At 75.3% G+C, this 16,011-nt stretch carries 11 protein-coding genes; 4 read left to right on the top strand and 7 right to left on the bottom strand.

What is annotated here, in order from left to right:
* Positions 1–80 precede the first annotated feature (80 nt).
* From BX286_RS32400 to BX286_RS32390, 3 genes are read right to left on the bottom strand one after another with little or no spacing between them, the layout of a single operon-like run.
* On the bottom strand, positions 81–1,349 hold the full coding sequence (locus BX286_RS32400) for an MFS transporter (RefSeq protein WP_123995884.1): 1,269 nt from the start codon (positions 1,347–1,349) through the stop codon (positions 81–83).
* On the bottom strand, positions 1,346–2,653 hold the full coding sequence (locus tag BX286_RS32395; protein WP_121017243.1) for a DegT/DnrJ/EryC1/StrS aminotransferase family protein: 1,308 nt from the start codon (positions 2,651–2,653) through the stop codon (positions 1,346–1,348). The genes BX286_RS32400 and BX286_RS32395 overlap by 4 nt, the downstream gene beginning before the upstream one ends.
* Positions 2,647–3,702, bottom strand: a complete 1,056-nt coding sequence (locus tag BX286_RS32390) for an NAD(P)-dependent oxidoreductase (protein ID WP_261993573.1) — start codon at positions 3,700–3,702, stop codon at positions 2,647–2,649. Before BX286_RS32390 ends, BX286_RS32395 begins: the two co-directional genes overlap by 7 nt.
* 774 nt (positions 3,703–4,476) lie before the next feature.
* Between BX286_RS32390 and BX286_RS32385 the strand changes: the two genes are divergently transcribed.
* The 4 genes from BX286_RS32385 to BX286_RS32375 all read left to right on the top strand — a co-directional run bounded on the left by BX286_RS32385 (position 4,477) and on the right by BX286_RS32375 (position 7,783).
* Positions 4,477–5,661, top strand: coding sequence for an acyl-CoA dehydrogenase family protein (locus tag BX286_RS32385; RefSeq protein ID WP_121017241.1), 1,185 nt, complete (start codon positions 4,477–4,479; stop codon positions 5,659–5,661).
* A gap of 95 nt (positions 5,662–5,756) precedes the next feature.
* A complete protein-coding gene (locus BX286_RS32380; RefSeq protein WP_079423788.1) occupies positions 5,757–6,215 on the top strand; it encodes an Rrf2 family transcriptional regulator in 459 nt (152 codons plus the stop codon).
* A gap of 138 nt (positions 6,216–6,353) precedes the next feature.
* Positions 6,354–6,452 (top strand): putative leader peptide, encoded by a 99-nt coding sequence (locus tag BX286_RS38130; RefSeq protein WP_398898851.1) that lies wholly within the window; start codon positions 6,354–6,356, stop codon positions 6,450–6,452.
* Positions 6,453–6,670: 218 nt separating this feature from the next.
* The gene (locus tag BX286_RS32375; protein WP_121017239.1) at positions 6,671–7,783 is read left to right on the top strand and encodes an aliphatic sulfonate ABC transporter substrate-binding protein; all 1,113 of its coding nucleotides are present in this window, start codon (positions 6,671–6,673) and stop codon (positions 7,781–7,783) included.
* Between the two features lie 100 nt (positions 7,784–7,883).
* On the opposite strand, the gene BX286_RS32370 is transcribed toward BX286_RS32375, so the two are convergent.
* From BX286_RS32370 to BX286_RS32355, 4 genes are all read right to left on the bottom strand, one after another.
* Complete coding sequence (locus tag BX286_RS32370; RefSeq protein WP_079423792.1) at positions 7,884–8,624, bottom strand: class I SAM-dependent methyltransferase; 741 nt, start codon at positions 8,622–8,624, stop codon at positions 7,884–7,886.
* 184 nt (positions 8,625–8,808) lie between these two features.
* Positions 8,809–9,777, bottom strand: a complete 969-nt coding sequence (locus BX286_RS32365) for an ABC transporter ATP-binding protein (RefSeq protein WP_100864661.1) — start codon at positions 9,775–9,777, stop codon at positions 8,809–8,811.
* Positions 9,774–12,644, bottom strand: a complete 2,871-nt coding sequence (locus tag BX286_RS32360; RefSeq protein ID WP_121017237.1) for a hypothetical protein — start codon at positions 12,642–12,644, stop codon at positions 9,774–9,776. Before BX286_RS32360 ends, BX286_RS32365 begins: the two co-directional genes overlap by 4 nt.
* On the bottom strand, positions 12,641–15,910 hold the full coding sequence (locus BX286_RS32355) for an FtsX-like permease family protein (RefSeq protein WP_121017235.1): 3,270 nt from the start codon (positions 15,908–15,910) through the stop codon (positions 12,641–12,643). Before BX286_RS32355 ends, BX286_RS32360 begins: the two co-directional genes overlap by 4 nt.
* Between the last annotated feature and the right edge of the window lie 101 nt (positions 15,911–16,011).

The following is a 16,011-nucleotide window of genomic DNA, read 5'->3' as shown; positions in this document are numbered from 1 at the left end:
CGGACGCCGGAGCGGGCCGGGACGGGCCCGCTCCGGCGCCGACGTGCCCCGGGGCGGGCCCCTCCCGGCCCGTCCCTGGGTCAGCCGCGGCGCAGGCGGGTGGCCAGGAGCGCCATCGCCGCCATCAGCGCCGGCAGCACGAGCATCGCCCACCGCAGGGTCGCCGCCTCCGCCAGCGCGCCGATGACCGGGGGTCCCGCCAGGAAGCCGACGTAGCCCACCGCCGAGACGGCGGCGATGGAGGAGCCGGTGCGCTCGGGCCGCAGCCCGGCCGCGTGGGCGAAGACGAGCGGGATGACGGCGGCCATGCCCAGCCCCAGCAGCCCGTAGCCGACGAAGCCCGCCGCCGTCGTGGCCACCAGGATCGGGATGAGGGCCCCGGCACCCGCCACCGCGGCGCACAGCAGCGTGAAGCGGACGGTGCCGAGGCGGGACCGCAGCCGGTCGGCGGTGAGCCGGCCCGCGACCATGCCCGCGGAGAAGACGGCGTAGCCCAGTCCCGCCGCGCCCGGTGAGGCTCCGGTCTCCTCCTTCAGGTACACCGCGCCCCAGTCGTTGACCACCCCCTCGCCCATCAGCGCGCAGAACGCCACCAGGCCCGGGATCCACAGGCCCGGGCCGGGCAGGGCCAGCAGGGGGTCGCGCCGGGAGGGGCCCTCGGCCCGCGGGGGGTCGGGGGCCAGGGCGGTGGCCGCCGCGCCCGCCACCACCAGCAGGACGAGTGCCGCCACCGTGAAGTGCGCCCGGATGCCGATCCCGGCGGAGGCGGCCAGTCCGCCCGCCGTGGCCCCGGTGATCCCGCCGAGGCTGAACATGGCGTGGAACCCGCCGAGGACGGGGCGCCCGTAGGCGCGTTCGACGAGGACGCCCTGGGTGTTCATCGCGACGTCGACGGCCGTGTTGCCGCACGCGAACAGGGCCAGGGCCGCCGTCAGCACGGCCAGGTCCGGGACGTGCGGCAGGCTCGCGAGGGCGCCCAGGTAGGCGACCAGGCCCGCGCACAGGACCTTGCGGCTGCCGTACCGGGCCACCAGGCCGCCGACCAGCGGAAGCCCGAGGAAGGCCCCGCCGCTCAGGCCGACGAGGGCGATCGCCAGCTCCCCGGCGGACAGGTCCAGCCGGCTCTGGACGGCGGGGACCCGGGCCGCCCAGGTGGCGAAGGCGGCTCCGGTGACGAAGAAGACCGCGCAGACGGCCAGCCGCATGGCCCGCGGACTCCGGCCACCGCTCCGGTTCCGGTCGCCGTTCCGGTTCCGGTTCCGGTCGCGGGCCGTCGGCGCCGTCCGTCCGTCCGCGATACCGGGCTCGGGCTCGTTGCGCATCCGCTCCGTCCCCTGTCGTCGTGTCACCGCGCCGAGTCGGCCGTCCGCCGGGTCAGGGCGATCAGCGCCTCCCGTTCCTCGACAAGGACCTTGTACAGGACTTCGGCGTAGCGGCGCATCGTCGTGTGGTCGTTGGGCGGCCCGAACGAGCTGAAGCTCTGGCCCAGCACCAGCCGGCGCAGGCAGATCTCCTCGCTCACGGGGTAGTGCGCCGGATCGTAGTGGTGTCCGGGCCGGGCGTGTCCGCAGCTCCAGGGGCAGCCCCGGCCGTAGCCGCGCAGCTCCTGGAAGAGGGTCTGCCCGGGCACGGGCTGCGGCTGCCAGCGCATGATGTGCAGGCCTTCGGCGTTCACCGCCCGGGCGAGGGCGTCGCGGAAGGCGGCGACGGGAAGGCCGTCGAGTCCGAGTTCCTCGGGCATGACGAGCAGCGGGTAGAAGAAGTACACGTGCGTGCGGTCCCCGGGTACGGCCGGCGTACGGATGCCGGGCACGCCGGCGAGGGCGTCCGTGAGCGCCGCGCCGTTGGCCTGCCGGGCGAGGGACATCTCCGGCAGGCGGGTGAGCTGGGAGCGGGCGAAGGCGGCGGCCAGGACGTCGATGCGGTAGTTCCAGCCCATGATGCGGGCGTCGTAGTCGCGGCTCTGGCCGGGAAGTTCCTCGCCGAACATCAGCACCCGCCGGGCCAGCCGGTGCTGTTCCTCGTCGCGGGTCGCGAACAGGCCGCCCTCGCCGAGGGCGGAGAGGGTCTTGGACCCGTTGAGGCTGGCCCCGCTCATCGTGCCCAGCGACCCGACCGGGCGGCCCCGGTAGACGGCGCCGTGGGCCTGGGAGGCGTCCTCGATGAGGACGAGGCCGCGGCGGTCGGCGATCTCCCGCAGGGCGTCGTGGTCGGCGGGCAGGCCGTTGAGGTCGACGGCGACGATGGCGCGGGTGCGGTCGGTGATCCGCTCCTCGATCCGGGCCGGGTCGATGTTGAACGTCTCGATGTCGGTGTCCACGAACACCGGGATCGCGTTGGCCTGGAGCACGCAGGAGGCCGAGGCCAGGAAGGTGTCGGCCGGCACGAGCACCTCGTCGCCCGGCTCCACACCGGCGGCCGCGATCGCCATGTGCAGGGCGGCCGTACCGGAGTTGGCGGCCAGGACGTAGGGCATGCCGGTGAACTCGGCCCAGGCCTCCTCCAGTTCACGGACCGTACGCATGGGCCAGTGCCAGGGGGTCGCCTGGTCCAGGGCGTCGAGGACGGCCTTGCGGTCGGCGTCGGTGACCTGCGGCCAGGGGGCCACCTCGTTCCCGGCCAGCAGCGGGGAACCCCCGTCGACGGCTAGCACGTTCCGGCCTCCTCACGGACCCCGGCGGCGGCGCTCGCCGTCAGCCTCCGGCGGGCCGGGGCCTCCCGGCGGAACACCGCCCGGGCGGAGGGGACCTCGGGGAAGGCACCGAGCAGTCCGGCCAGGCCCGTGAGCCCCTCGGCCAGCGTGACCCGCGGGGTGAAGCCCAGCCCCGTCAGCCGGGTGACGTCGGCGAGGAGGGTGAAGCTGTCGGCCAGGCTGGAGGTGTCGGCGGTCAGCAGCGCCGGCCGTCCGGTCGCCGTGCCCACCACGTCGGCCAGTTCACGCATCGAGACGGCGGTGCCGGTGCCCAGGTTGTAGGTCTCGCCGTCGGCGCCGCGGGCGGCCAGGACCAGCATGGCCCGGCACAGGTCCTCGACGTGGATGAAGTCGCGGCGCTTGCGGTCGATGTCCCCGACCACGGGGATGGGCCGTTCGTTGAGGTGCCAGCGCAGGAACTGCGAGACCTCGCCGCCCGCGCGGCGCGGGTCCTCGCCGGGACCGTAGACGACGAAGGACCGGCCGATGACGACGGGCAGTCCGGCCGTCGCGTACAGGCTGCGCAGGGTCAGTTCGCCGGAGAGCTTCGAGGCGCCGTACGGCAGGAAGGGCTGCGTGGGGTGGTCCTCGCGGATCGGGCTGTGGAGCGGGGTGCCGTAGACGATGGCGGAGGAGAGGTAGACGAGGCGGCGCACGCCCAGTTCCAGGCAGGCGTTGCCGACGTTGCAGGTCCCGAGGGCGTTGAGCTGGAAGTCGCGGCGGGGGTCGGCCACCGACTCGGTGCCGCTGGCGTTGCCGGCCAGGTGGAACACGGCGTCGGCGCTCTGCAGAGCCAATAAGGTCTCGCCGTAGTCCCGCAGGTCGGCGCGGACGTGGGAGACGCCGGGCAGGGTCTCGAGCTCGGCGGGGAGGGGGGCGTGGTCGACGACGGTGACCTTCCGGGACAGCAGGCTGAGGGCCGTGACGAGGTGCCGGCCGACGAAACCGGCTCCACCGGTGACGGCCACTGACTCGTAGGGGGTTTCGGGGATGTCCGGACCGTGGTGCACGATCGCTCCATTCGAGGTTCCAGGCGAGGGAGTCGACGGGTACGGGCGCACGCACTGGCCGGTGGTCACCCGGGGCGCACCCGCCTGCCGCCGCGCACCCGGCGGTACGCTCGAAAACGGCGGTGCTGTTCAACCCTGGCCCGGACCGCGGTGACGCTCACGCACCTGATCGGTTACGGCTCAACCAGTTCACCACGCCGCCTCCCCGACGACGCAAGGGGGGCCGGTGAGACTGGCCGAGACTGCCCGCCTTCCGGCCGTGCGGCGGCGAGAAGAGCGGAGCCGGTACGTTTCCGTGACGACCAAGGGCGGAGGGAGCCGCTCCGCCCGAACCGGAAGCATGGCGCGGCCCGCGCGCGGCGGGCCCGGATGGCCGGTTCCCCCGTGCGGCCCTCCGGCCGGCCCTCCGTCCGGTCCTCCGTCCGGTCCTCCGTCCGGCCCTCCGGCGCGGTCCCGCCCGTGCGGTCCTGTCCGTCCGCGCGGGTCGGCCTCGTAGGGACGAACTCCCCCGGCCCGGGCGTCCGCTGACGGAGGGTCCTGTCCCCGAGGGGTCCTCGAGTGCGGGGACCGGCCCCTGACCTGCACCGTCTCGGATCCCAAGACCGCCCGGTCCATCATCCGGTCGCACCCTTGCCGGGAAGGCCGCGCCCGGGCAAGTATTCCTATCAATCCGGTGGGAAAGGTGGGGATCGGGTGCCGTCTTCCACCCGCGCCCTCTGCGCGCCTCCCGGCGACCGGCCCGGCGCCACCCGACGACCTCCCGGAGCAGCCGACATGACCACCGCCGTTCCCTCCGACGCACGGCGCCGCGCGCTGCTGCGGACCGCCCGCGACGTGGCGGACGACCTGGCCGCGGACGCCATAGCCCGCGACCAGGCGGGCGAGCCGCCGACCGACGAGACGGCCCGGCTGCGCGAGGCGGGGCTGCCCGCGGCCCTCACCCCGCCGAGGCCGGGCCGCGGGACCGACTGGCGGACCGGATGTGCCGTCATCAGGGAGGTGTCCGCGGCGGACGCGTCGATCGGCGAAGTGCTCGCCCGGCACTACGCGCACACCTGGAGCGGCCGGTTCTACGCCACCGACCAGCAAGCCGCCGCCCTGGAGGAGGAGTCAGCGCGCGGACAGTGGCTGTGGACCGGCGCGGTCCACCCGCCGGCGCCCCTTGAGGACACCGGCCGGCCGGACCTGACCCTGCGGCCGCGGGCCGGGGGGCAGGTACTGGACGGACGCCGCCTCGTGGACACGGCGGTGGCCACCGCCGACCAGATCGTGGTGGACGCGGTGTGCGCCGCGACGGGGGACGTGCTGGTGGTGCGCGTCCCGCAGGGCTCGCGGGGGCTGCGCGTCGAACCGGCCCGCGGCCGCCTCGGGCAGCGCGTCGCCGGCGCGGGCGAGGCCGTCTTCGACCGCGTCACCGTCGCGCCCGGGCAGGTGCTGGGCCGCCTGCCGCGTGACGAGGAGTCGGCCGCGCCCTTCACGGCGCTCGCCGAGCCCGCGCTCCGTCTCGCCCTCTGCCACGTCGGCCTCGGCATCGCCGAGGGCGCCCTCGGCGAGACCCGCGACCTCAGCCGCAGCGGCCGCGCCCACCGGCTGCCCGGCGAGGACCCCGACCTCTTCCTGGCCTACGGGGAACTGGCCTCCGCCGCGCAGACGGCCACCGCCGTGGCCGACCGGGCGACGGAGGTGATGGCGCAGGCCCTCGAAGCCGGTGCGCGGCCCGACGCGGAGGAGGCCGCCGCCGTCGCCGCCCTGGTCGCCACGGCCGAGACCGTCACCGCGAAGGCCGCCCTGCACATCACCGCCCGGGTACTGGAGTTCGCCGACGCCCCCGGCCTCGACCGGTTCTGGCGCAACGCCCGCGTCCTGACGTCCCAGCGCCCGGTCGCGCACCGCCTGCGCTCCATCGGCGAGCACTACCTCAACGGCTCGCACCGCGCGGTGGCGGCCGCCCTCCGCTGACCTGGGGCTTCCACCCGGGCGGCGGAGGTCCCGCCCGGCAGGCCGCGGCGCACCCGCGGGGGACGGCGGCCGGCCCCGTACGCGATACTGTCCGCATGCGGATCTCAGCCAGGGCGGACTACGCGGTACGTGCCGCGCTGCAGCTCGCCGCCTCGCAGGACGACGAGCCGCTGAAGGCCGAGGCCATCGCCGAGGCCCAGGACATCCCGCACAAGTTCCTCGAGGGGATCCTCGGCGACATGCGCCGCGGCGGCCTCGTGCTCAGCAGGCGCGGCGGCAACGGAGGCTACCGGCTGGCCAGGCCGGCCGCGTCCATCAGCATCGCCGACGTCATCCGTGTCGTGGACGGACCGCTCGTCTCGGTGCGCGGGGTCCGCCCGCCGGACCTCTCCTACACCGGCCCCGCCGAGTCGTTGCTCCCCCTGTGGATCGCCCTGAGGGCGAACGTCCGCGAGATCCTCGACGGGGTGTCCCTCGCCGACGTCGCGGCCTGCGCACTGCCCGCCGAGGTGTCCGCCCTGGCCCACACCCCGGGCGCCTGGACCAACCCCTGACCCCCTGCCCCACCTGCGCTTTCCCGGATCGCGAGACGGCTGCGTCCACCATTCGGTCACCCTCTTGGGGCGGGTACCCCGGTCTGCCAAGATGCCTACCAACCAGGTGGGAAAACTAGGAATCCAGGGAGGCGACCCATGCGCACACCGCACCGTGCCCGGCGTACGCCGTCCCTGATCTCCCGCCGGCACATCGATCTGGCCCGTACCGCCAGCGCCATCTGTCAGCCTTCCTGACACCGCTCCCCGGCCCGGCTCCACGGGCGGAGCGCCGGCCGACCGGCCGGCCGTCCGCCCGGCCCGCCCTGCGGACACCGCCCGCGTCCCGGTTCACCGGGCCCGCCACGGCGCTCCCGCATCCGAGGGCCGCAGAGCGGAACCGTGTACGCCGATGCCCCTCGACGCCCGTCGCGCACCGCCTTTCCCTGCATCCCATCCCCCGAAAGGACACCTCCGTGTCTGCCGCAAGATCGCGCACCGCCCTTCGCGCCCTCGCCGTCACCGCCGCACTCCCCCTGCTGCTCACCGCCTGCGGCTACGGTTCCGAGGCGAAGAAGGAGGAGCCCAAGGCGGCCGGCGCCACCACCGACGGCGGCGCGAAGCTCTCGGCGTCCGAGGTCCGCATCGGGTACTTCCCGAACCTGACCCACGCCACCGCCCTGGTCGGCCTCCAGGAAGGCCTCATCGCCAAGGAACTCGGCGCCACCCAGATCAAGCCGCAGACCTTCAACGCCGGCCCCTCCGAGATCGAAGCCCTCAACGGCGGCTCCCTCGACATCGGCTTCATCGGCCCCTCCCCCTCCATCAACGGCTACGTCAAGTCCAAGGGCTCCAACCTGCGGATCATCTCCGGCTCCGCCTCCGGCGGCGTCAAGCTCGTCGTCAACCCCGACAAGATCAAGACCCTCGACGACCTCAAGGGCAAGAAGATCGCCACCCCGCAGAAGGGCAACACCCAGGACGTCGCCTTCCTCAACTGGATCGCCGAGAAGGGCTGGACGGTCGACCCCGAATCCGGCAAGGGCGACGTCTCCGTCGTCCGCACCGACAACAAGGTCACCCCCGACGCCTTCAAGCAGGGCTCCATCGACGGCGCCTGGGTCCCCGAACCCACCGCCTCCAAGCTCGTCTCCGACGGCGGCTCCGTCCTCCTCGACGAGACCTCCCTGTGGCCCGACAAGAAGTTCGTCATCACCAACGTCATCGTGTCCCAGAAGTTCCTCAAGGAACACGCCGACGTCGTCGAGGCCGTCCTGCGCGGCACCGTCAAGACCAACGAGTGGATCAACGCCAACCCCGAGAAGGCCAAGGCCTCCGCCAACGCCAAGCTCAAGGCCGACAGCGGCAAGGAACTCGACGCCAAGGTCCTCGACCCGGCCTGGCAGTCCATCCTCGTCACCGACGACCCCCTCGCGGGCACCCTGAAGACCGAGTCCGACTGGGCCGTCAAGGCCAAGCTCCTGGACAAGCCCGACCTCACCGGCATCTACGACCTCACGCTCCTCAACAAGGTCCTCAAGACCGCCGGAAAGCCCGAGGTCTCCGACGCCGGCCTCGGAACCAAGTAGCCGCCCGGGCCCACCCGGCCGGAACACGGCGGCGGGGCACCGCGAAAGTGCGGTGCCCCGGCGCTGGCCCCCGAGCTCGCACCGGCCCGGCCGGTCCCGGTCAGGCGGTGCAGCGGATCATGGTCAGCGGGCGGTTGGCGTCGTGGTCCGCCCAGAACTCCTCGCCGAACTTCTCCACGCCCTCCGCCGACACCTCCAGCGTGACCCACTCGATCCCGGTGAACCCGGCTGCCGTCAGGGTCCGCTCGTACGTCTCCTTCGACGGGACGACCGCCTCGAAGGAGACCGGCGGGTCGAGCAGGGCGGTGAGGCGGATCCCCCGTCCGATCTCGTTGTCCTTGCCGGTCGACTCGAACAGGAAGCCGTACTTCTCCAGCGACGGGCCGCCGAAGTCGTAGCCCGGGTTCTGGACGAACAGGAAGAACGAGCCGCCGGCGACGAGGCTGCGCCGGATGTTGCGCATCATCAGCTCGATCTCGGCGACCTCGCTCGCGTAGTTGAACGCCTGCACGGCCACGGCGACGTCGAACGGCTCCTCGAAGACCTGCAGGGTGGCCGTGTCGGCGACCTGGTACTCGATGCCGAGGGGCTCGGCCTTCTCGATCGCGGTGGCCGCGTCGACCATCGCGCCGGAGATGTCGAACCCGAAGACGCGGGAAGCGCCGCGGCGCTTGAGTTCACGGCTGTAGAAGCCGGTGCCGCAGGCGATGTCCAGGACGGACTTGCCGCTGACGTCGCCGACCAGGGCGAGGAAGCCCGGCACCTCGGCGTAGCGGATGACGGGCAGGGTCTTGAAGCCTTCGAAGGCTTCGCCGATACCGTCGTACAACTGACCACTCATCGTGGTTCCCCCTCGATTTGTGGCGTCGGCTCTCATGACGAGCCGCGGCCCTCACCAGGAAGTCTGCTCCGCGACCGAGGTCGCCCAGCACTGGTGAAATGCACGAAAGTCCTGGTGGCCGCACCGAGGTGCGCACAAACGAGCGCACCCGGTCCCGGCTCCGGGAGGATCCTCCGACACCGGGTCAGCCGGCCCCGTCCGGCCGCAGTTCGATGTGGTCCGGGGCCAGGTCGACCGCCACGCGGTGTTCCATGCCCAGGGCCGCGAGGAACTTCTGCGGCAGCTGGACGCGGCCCGAGCGGTCGAGGACGACGTACTCCCGTTCGCTGACGGATTCCTCGCCGTGCTCGTCGGTGACCAGACTGCGCAGGACCTCGCTGCTGGTGCGGCCGTCGCGGATCGCCACGGTGCGGCGGACCTCGCCCGCCACCATGGGGTCGTGCGTCACGATGACCACGGTCACGCCGAGTTCCTTGTTCGCGGTGCGGAAGGTCTCGAAGACGGCGGCCGCGGTCTCCGAGTCCAGTTCGCCCGTGGGCTCGTCGGCCAGCAGCACGCCGGGGTCGTTGGCCATCGCCACGGCGATCGCGACGCGCTGCTGCTGCCCGCCCGACAGCTGCGCCGGGTGCCGGTCGGCCAGGTCGCCGATCCCGAGGGCGTCCAGCACCTCCGCGACCCGGGCGGCCTGGCGGGCGCGCGCGCCGCGCCGTCCGCCACCGCCGCCTCCGCCCTTCAACTGCATGGGCAGGGCAACGTTCTGAGCTGCCGTCAGGAAGGGAAGCAGGTTGCGGGCCGTCTGCTGGAAGACGAACCCGACCGCTTCGCGCCGGTAGCGCAGCCGGTCCCGCGCCGACAGCTCCAGCAGGTCGTAGCCGGCGACCGCCGCGCTGCCCGCCGTCGGTACGTCCAGGCCCGCCAGGATGTTCAGCAGGGTGGACTTGCCGCTGCCCGAGGCTCCGACGAGGGCCACCAGGTCGCCCTGGGCGACGGTCAGTTCCAGCCCCTGGAGGGCCTGGACCTCGATCCCGTCCGTGCTGAAGATCCGCACCAGACGGTCGCAGGCGATCGCGGCGTCAGGCGCGGGGGTACGGGCCCGGGTGGCCGCCGCCGCCCTGCGGTGCAGCTCCTCGTACGTCGGCTGGTCGGTGTTCAACGCTGGTCTCCCGCTCTCAACTCGGTGGTGATCTGCCGTCGCCCGGATGTCGCCGCCTCCAGGAGCACGGCCGCGGCGACCAGCGCGGCCAGGCCCAGGGCCGGAGTCAGCACGGCCGCCGCGCTGAGCCGTACTCCGGTCGGCGCGCTCGCGCCGACCAGCGTGGACAGGTCCATCGCCGGGCCCAGCAGGGCCACCGCGGCCGCCGCCGCCAGGGCCCCGCCGAGGGCGGCGGCCAGGGTCTGCGGCAGGGCCTCGGCGAGGATCAGGGCCACGCCCTGACGGCGGCGCAGCCCCATGGTGCGCAGCCGGGCCAGCAGGGCCGCCCGTTCGGGGACGGTGCGCAGCAGGGTCAGCAGCACGGCCAGCAGCGCGAATCCGGCCGCGGCGGCCACGCAGGACCAGAACAGGCGCTCGGCGGAGCCCTGGAGCGGATCGGCGCCCAGTTCGGCGACGTACTCGGCGCTGGTGCGCACCACGTAGCGTTCGTCGGCCGGCTTCGCGCCGGAGCGGGCGGTCCGCGTCAGGGCGCGTAGCCGCTCCCCGTCGACGGGCCCGAGGGCCAGCCACCGGTTGGGCTGGACGCCGCCGCGGATCAGGGCCGTCGCGGGACCGGCCGGCAGCACGACGGTCTCGCCGCCCGGGCCCGACGGGGCGGGGGTGCAGCCGGTCACTGCGGCGGTGCGTACGTGCAGCTCCCCGCCGGGTCCCGGCCGCAGCGCGTACGTGCCCGGCCCGGCCTTGCGGGCCAGACCGGAGCTGAACAGGACCGGCACGGGGGCGTCGGCGGAACCCGTGCCGCCGCCGCCCAGCAGGGCGGGGTCGAAGGTGCCGCAGCCCAGGCCGCGGGAGAGTTCCGCGTACGCGGCGGGCTCCGCGACGACCAGGGTGACCCGGGTACGGCCCTCGGCGGTGCCCTGGACGAAGGAGTCGTCGTCGGTCCACACCGGCACGGACGTCCGTACGCCCGGCAGCCGGGCAGCGGACTTCACCAGCGCGTCCGGGAGGGACCCGGCCCCGACCGCGGAGACACCCGCGTCACCCCCGATGGTCCGGTGCGCCGCCGCGAGGCGGCCCGCGTCCACGGAGGCCAGGACCGCGGCTCCGAACCCGCCGGTCGTGACGGCCAGCAGCAGGGCGATCAGCGGCAGGACGGAGGGGCCGGTCCGGCCGCGTACCGGGGTGCCCGCGCCCCGGCCGCCCGGGCCCCGCGCGGCCCGCACCAGCCCGAGGAAGCCGACCAGCCCGCGGCTGCGGCCGGCCATCCGGGCGAGCCCCCCGGTGACGAGCGGCAGCACCCGGGCCAGCAGCAGGCCCCCGCACAGCGCGAGCAGCAGCGGAGCGGCGATCAGCAGCGGGTCCGTGCCGCTGCCGGCGGGCGCGACCCCGCGACGGCGCACCTCCCACACGGCGGCCCCGGCGGCGGCGAGGACCAGCAGTTCGGCCACGGGCCTGCGCCACCGCGCGGCCGGCCGCGGCGGGGACAGCAGGAAGGCGGCACGGACCGGGAAGGCCAGCAGCGCGAGCAGGGCGACGGCGGCGGCGCAGAGCAGCGAGGCCGCGAGCCGGGGCGTGGGCAGCGTCAGGACGGCGAGCGCGGTGGCCGCCGCGGCCGCCGGGAGCACCGTGACGGCGCCCTCGGCGAGGAGCCGGCCGACGATGCCGGTGCGCGAGCCGCCGCGCGCGAGCAGCAGCCGCAGCTCGGACTCCCGGCGGTCGGCGGCGAGCGCGCCGGCCAGGCACAGCACAACGAGGGCGACGCCCGCCACCCCGGCGGGTCCGATCGCGGCGAGCGGTGCCGCGGCCTGGCTGCGGGCCCTGGCCTGGGCGAACAGCTCGGGCAGCCGGGAGTTGGTCCGGAGCATCTCGCGCCCGGTCTGTGTGACGAGTTCGGCGGAGACGGGCCCGGTGATGTAGGAGGCGATGTCCTGCTCGGTGGCGCCGAGCCGGTCCGCCCGCAGCCGGCCGGTGTCCACCGGCAGGCGCCAGAAGTCCTCGGCGGTGAAGCTCCAGCCGTCCAGGCGGGGCAGGTCGGCGGCCCCGACCAGGGCGTCGGCCCCCCAGAAGCTGTTCTCGCCCTGGTGGTACTCGCAGGCGAAGGCGAGGCAGCCCAGGTCCACCCAGAAGTCCTCGCTCTCGTCCGCGACCGTGTAGAGGCCGACGACCTCGGCGCGGGGCCCGCCACCGGGCACGGAGGACGTGGTCAGGACCGATCCGAGGCGGGCCCCGATGGTCCGGGCGGTGCGCTGCGAGAGCGCGATCCGCAGGGGCGGGCCGTCGTCGGCGGCGCCGCGGGCGGTGCCGGGTGCCGTGCCGGCGGCGGGTGCGTCGTTGGGCCACTGGCCCTCCACCAGCCGGACGTGCGCCCGGGCGTTGCGCACGTACAGCAGGCGCATCACGGGCGGCAGGCCGGAGGGGGCGGAGAGTTCCGGGTTCAGCAGGCCCCGGCCCTTGACGGTCCAGGTGCCGTACACCACGGTGCCCGGGTCGACGTGGAAGCTGTCCCCGGTGTGCGCGAGCAGGGTCGTCCGCGTCGCGTCGAGGGCGTCCGTGCCCTGCGCCTGCTGCGGGCGCGGAGAGGTGGTCAGCAGGCTGGTGTAGCCGGGCCCGCCGCGCTGGAGGAAGGCGCGCAGCGCCTGGTCGGCGCCCCGGTCCTGGGCGCGCGGCAGCGCGGCGGCCAGCAGGACGGCGACGAACGCGAGCACGGCGGCCAGGACGCTGCCGAGGCGGGCGGCCCGCAGCCGGGTCCTGACCCAGGGCGCGGGCCGGGGACCGGGCCGCCCGGCGGCCTGCGGGGGCCCGGGGCGGGCGGGCGGCGGAGGGGGCACGGAGGCGTCCTCGGTCGCGGACGGCGGCGGGGTGCTCACATCTCCTCCACGGGGCGCAGCCGGGCGGCGATGTCGCGGCCCCGGGGGCCGCCGGAGGCGGCCGACAGCAGGGGGACGGCCGCGATGGCGGCGGCCGTCAGCAGGGTCTGCCCCAGCGGCATGTCCACCCGTACGGGCGGGAACGGCCGGTGCGCGGCCGGGGTCAGCACGACCAGGGGTGCCATCAGGTGGACGAGGGCGACGCCCAGCCCGGTCCCGACGGCGGTCCCGAGGAGGACCAGCACTCCCCCCTCCGCGGCGGCGGCCCGGGCCAGCGAGCGGCGGGGGGTGCCGAGCGCGAGCAGCACGGAGAACTCCCGGCCGCGCACGCGCCGTTCGGCGGCGGTGGCGGTGGCGAAGCCGATGGCGGCCAGGACCGCGCAGGCGGCGGCGAGGGCGGCGAGCGCGCTCTGCGGGCCGGCGCTGAGCGGGTCGTCCAGCAGGCCTGCGGTGATCTCCCCGCTCAGCTGGACGTGCTCGGTCCTGACCCCTTCGCGGAGTTTCTCCGCCGCGCGGGCCGGGAGCGGGTCGGCGGCCGAGGTGGCGGGCAGCCACCATTCGGTGGGCGTGGGCGGCTGCTGCCCGGCGGTCTCCATCAGGAACCGGCCGAGGGTGCGCAGGTCGACGGCGAGCGCTGTGCGTCCGGCGACGGGGAGGGCTTCGACGGCGGCGGTGATCCGCAGCGGGACGCTCACCCCGTCGACGGTGATGTGCACCGTGTCGCCCGCGGCGGCGCCGAGGGAGCGCAGGTAGCCGGTGGTGGCGACGGCCGGGACCGGGGTGGCGGGCGGGGCGGCGGGGGCGGGGAACAGCAGGGCGTGGACTCCCCTCTCGGTGCCCAACCCGCCCCAGTAGCGCAGCCGGAGCAGGCCGGCGGTGCCGTCCGCGGGCGGGGAGAGGACGGGGGTCCCCGAGGCGCGGGGCTGCGCGGGGGGCGCCGTCTGCCAGCCTCCCGTGCCCGGGGCGACCGCTACGGCTCCGCCGTCCGGGGTGTCGGACACGGCGAGCCGGCGGACGGTCAGTTCGGCTCCGTCGCCGGCGGGGCCGCCGTCGCCGGCGTACGCGAGGTCGATCCCCGCCAGGGCCAGCGGGGTGGCGGCGGAGCCGATCGGAGCATCGGTCAGTGCGTCGAGGGGGAAGCGGAGGGTGGCGTCGCCGCCGGTGGGGAGGGTGGCCTGCGGTGTCGTGTGGGTGGCTCCGAACCGGTCGCGCAGGAGCAGGCTCACGGCGGCGTAGCTCGTACCGGTGGTCCGTACCGTCACGTCGAGGTCGATGCGGCGGGGCGCACCGGGGAGGGTGAGCGCGGGCGCCCCCGCCGGGGCGCCGGCGGTGCCGGGCGCGAGCGGGGCGAAGAGCTCCCGCATGCTCTTGCCGTCGCGCAGGTCGGCGCGCAGCGGTACCCGTTCGCCCGTCTTGGCGGCGTCGAGCGCGAGGAGGCCGGCGGTGCCTCCGCCCGGCAGCGGCTGGTCCTGGCGGACCACCGGGATCAGGCGGTCGGCGCCCGGGAGGGACCCGTAGCGTCCGCCCTGCCCCATCGGGGACATGCTGCTGCCGGTGATCCGCAGTCCGCCGGCGGTCGCGAACTCCGCCTGGTCCCGCTGGGAGGCGGACCAGGCAGCGTGCTGGCCGAGGGCCAGGACCCCGCTGGAGACGGCGAGGACGAGCAGCAGTACGGGCCCGGTGGCGCGGCCGGGCCGGCGGGCGAGCTGCCAGCCGAACAGGGCCGGGCCCAGGCTCCGGCCGCGTGCTGCGAGCCGTCCTCCGGCCCGGGCGGCGAACGGCAGCAGCCGCAGGACCAGCAGGGTGCCCGCGCACAGGGCGAGGACGGGGGCCGCGACGAGGACCGGGTCCACGCCGAGTCCGCCGTCGGCGGGGCCGGTGGCCGTCGTGTCGGTGCCCCCGTAGTGGGAGAGCTGCTGGTAGCAGAGGACGGCGAGGGCCACCACGGCCAGGTCGAGTCCGGAGCGTGCGGCGCCCGTCACCAGCGCCTGCCTGCGGCCGGCCCGGCGCAGTACGGCGGCCGAGGCGCCGCGCAGGGCGGAGGGGAGGGTGGTGAGCAGGACGCAGGCCAGGGCGCAGCCGGCGGCGGCCGGCCAGACCAGCCAGGTGTCCGGGACCTCCAGGCGGACCCGTCCGAGCGGGCCGAAGCGGCCGAGCAGGCGCAGCAGGGGCGGTGCGAGCAGCGGTGCCAGGACGGCGGCCGGGAGGGCGAGCAGCAGTGACTCGGCCGCGCTCAGCACGCCCAGGCGCCGGCGTGAGGCGCCGCGTGCGGTGAGCAGGATCCGTTCCGGTTCCTGGCGGGCCGTCATGAGGTGGGAGACGAGGAGCAGGGCGGCGGCCGAGAGGACGGCGAGCTGGAGGGCGCCGACCAGCAGGGTGGAGCGGGCGACCAGCAGTCCGGAGTCCAGCCGGCCGAGCAGTTCGGGCAGTTCGGTGGCGGCCTGGAGCGAGGTGGTGCTCTTCAGGGCGGCGCCGGCGGGGTCGGCTGCGGCCCGGACGGTCCTGGCCCCGGCGGTGGTGACCGTGCGCAGGTCGGGGGTGAGGAGGGTGCCGCGGTAGTTCTGGAGGATGCCGCCTGCCGTGAAGGCGGTGTCGTCCACCATGAGCGGGCCGTAGGTGGTGAAGCTCGCGACCTGGAGTTCTCGGCCGCCGAGCGGGTCGAGCCGCCAGTACCCGGAGTCGGGGTCGGCGGCCTTGTACACGCCGGTGACCAGCACGGTCAGCGGGGGCCCGCCGAAGCGGTCGTCCAGCCGGACGGGCGCGGGCAGCGCGGACTCGGCGAGGCCGAGGCGGGCGAGCGCGGTGCGCGGTACGGCGGCCTGGAGCGGTTGGGCGGGGTCGTCGGCGGGGGCGGTGACGGGCCGGGGCCAGGCGCCGGCGAGCAGCCGTACGTGCTCGCGGCCGAGCGCGGCCAGCAGGGTCAGGTCGGCGTCGCGGCCCGGGGCGGCGGCGCCGGGGAGTCCGTAGGAGCGGCTGCGGGCCACGCTCTCGGAGGCCACCGGGAGCCTGCCGAAGACCTGGCCCGCGTAGGCCCGTACGGCCTCGTCGTCCTTGGCGCGCGCGGAGACGGCCTGGCCGCTGGTGACGACGACGGTGGTCCGGGAGTGTTCCGGGCCGGTCAGCGCCCGGCGCAGCCCCTCCTGCCCCACTCCGCGGGTGAAGGCCGTCAGCGCGGTCAGCGCGGTCGCGGTGATCAGTACGGTGAGCAGTACGGCGACGGCGAGCGGCCATCGCCCGCGCAGTCGGCGCACGACGAAGCCGAGCACGTGTGCAGTCCCTCCCCCGTCCGGACCTTCGGTACCGGATAGCGGACGATGTTGTCAGATCCGGTCGAAGCACGGAAGGGACTTGCGTGATTGGCGGGACA

The organism is Streptomyces sp. 3211.6 (assembly GCF_003634815.1).
Taxonomy (GTDB): Bacteria; Actinomycetota; Actinomycetes; order Streptomycetales; family Streptomycetaceae; genus Streptomyces; species Streptomyces katrae_A.
Note: the sequence above shows the minus strand (reverse complement) of the source record. Positions and strands in the feature narration are given on the sequence as shown.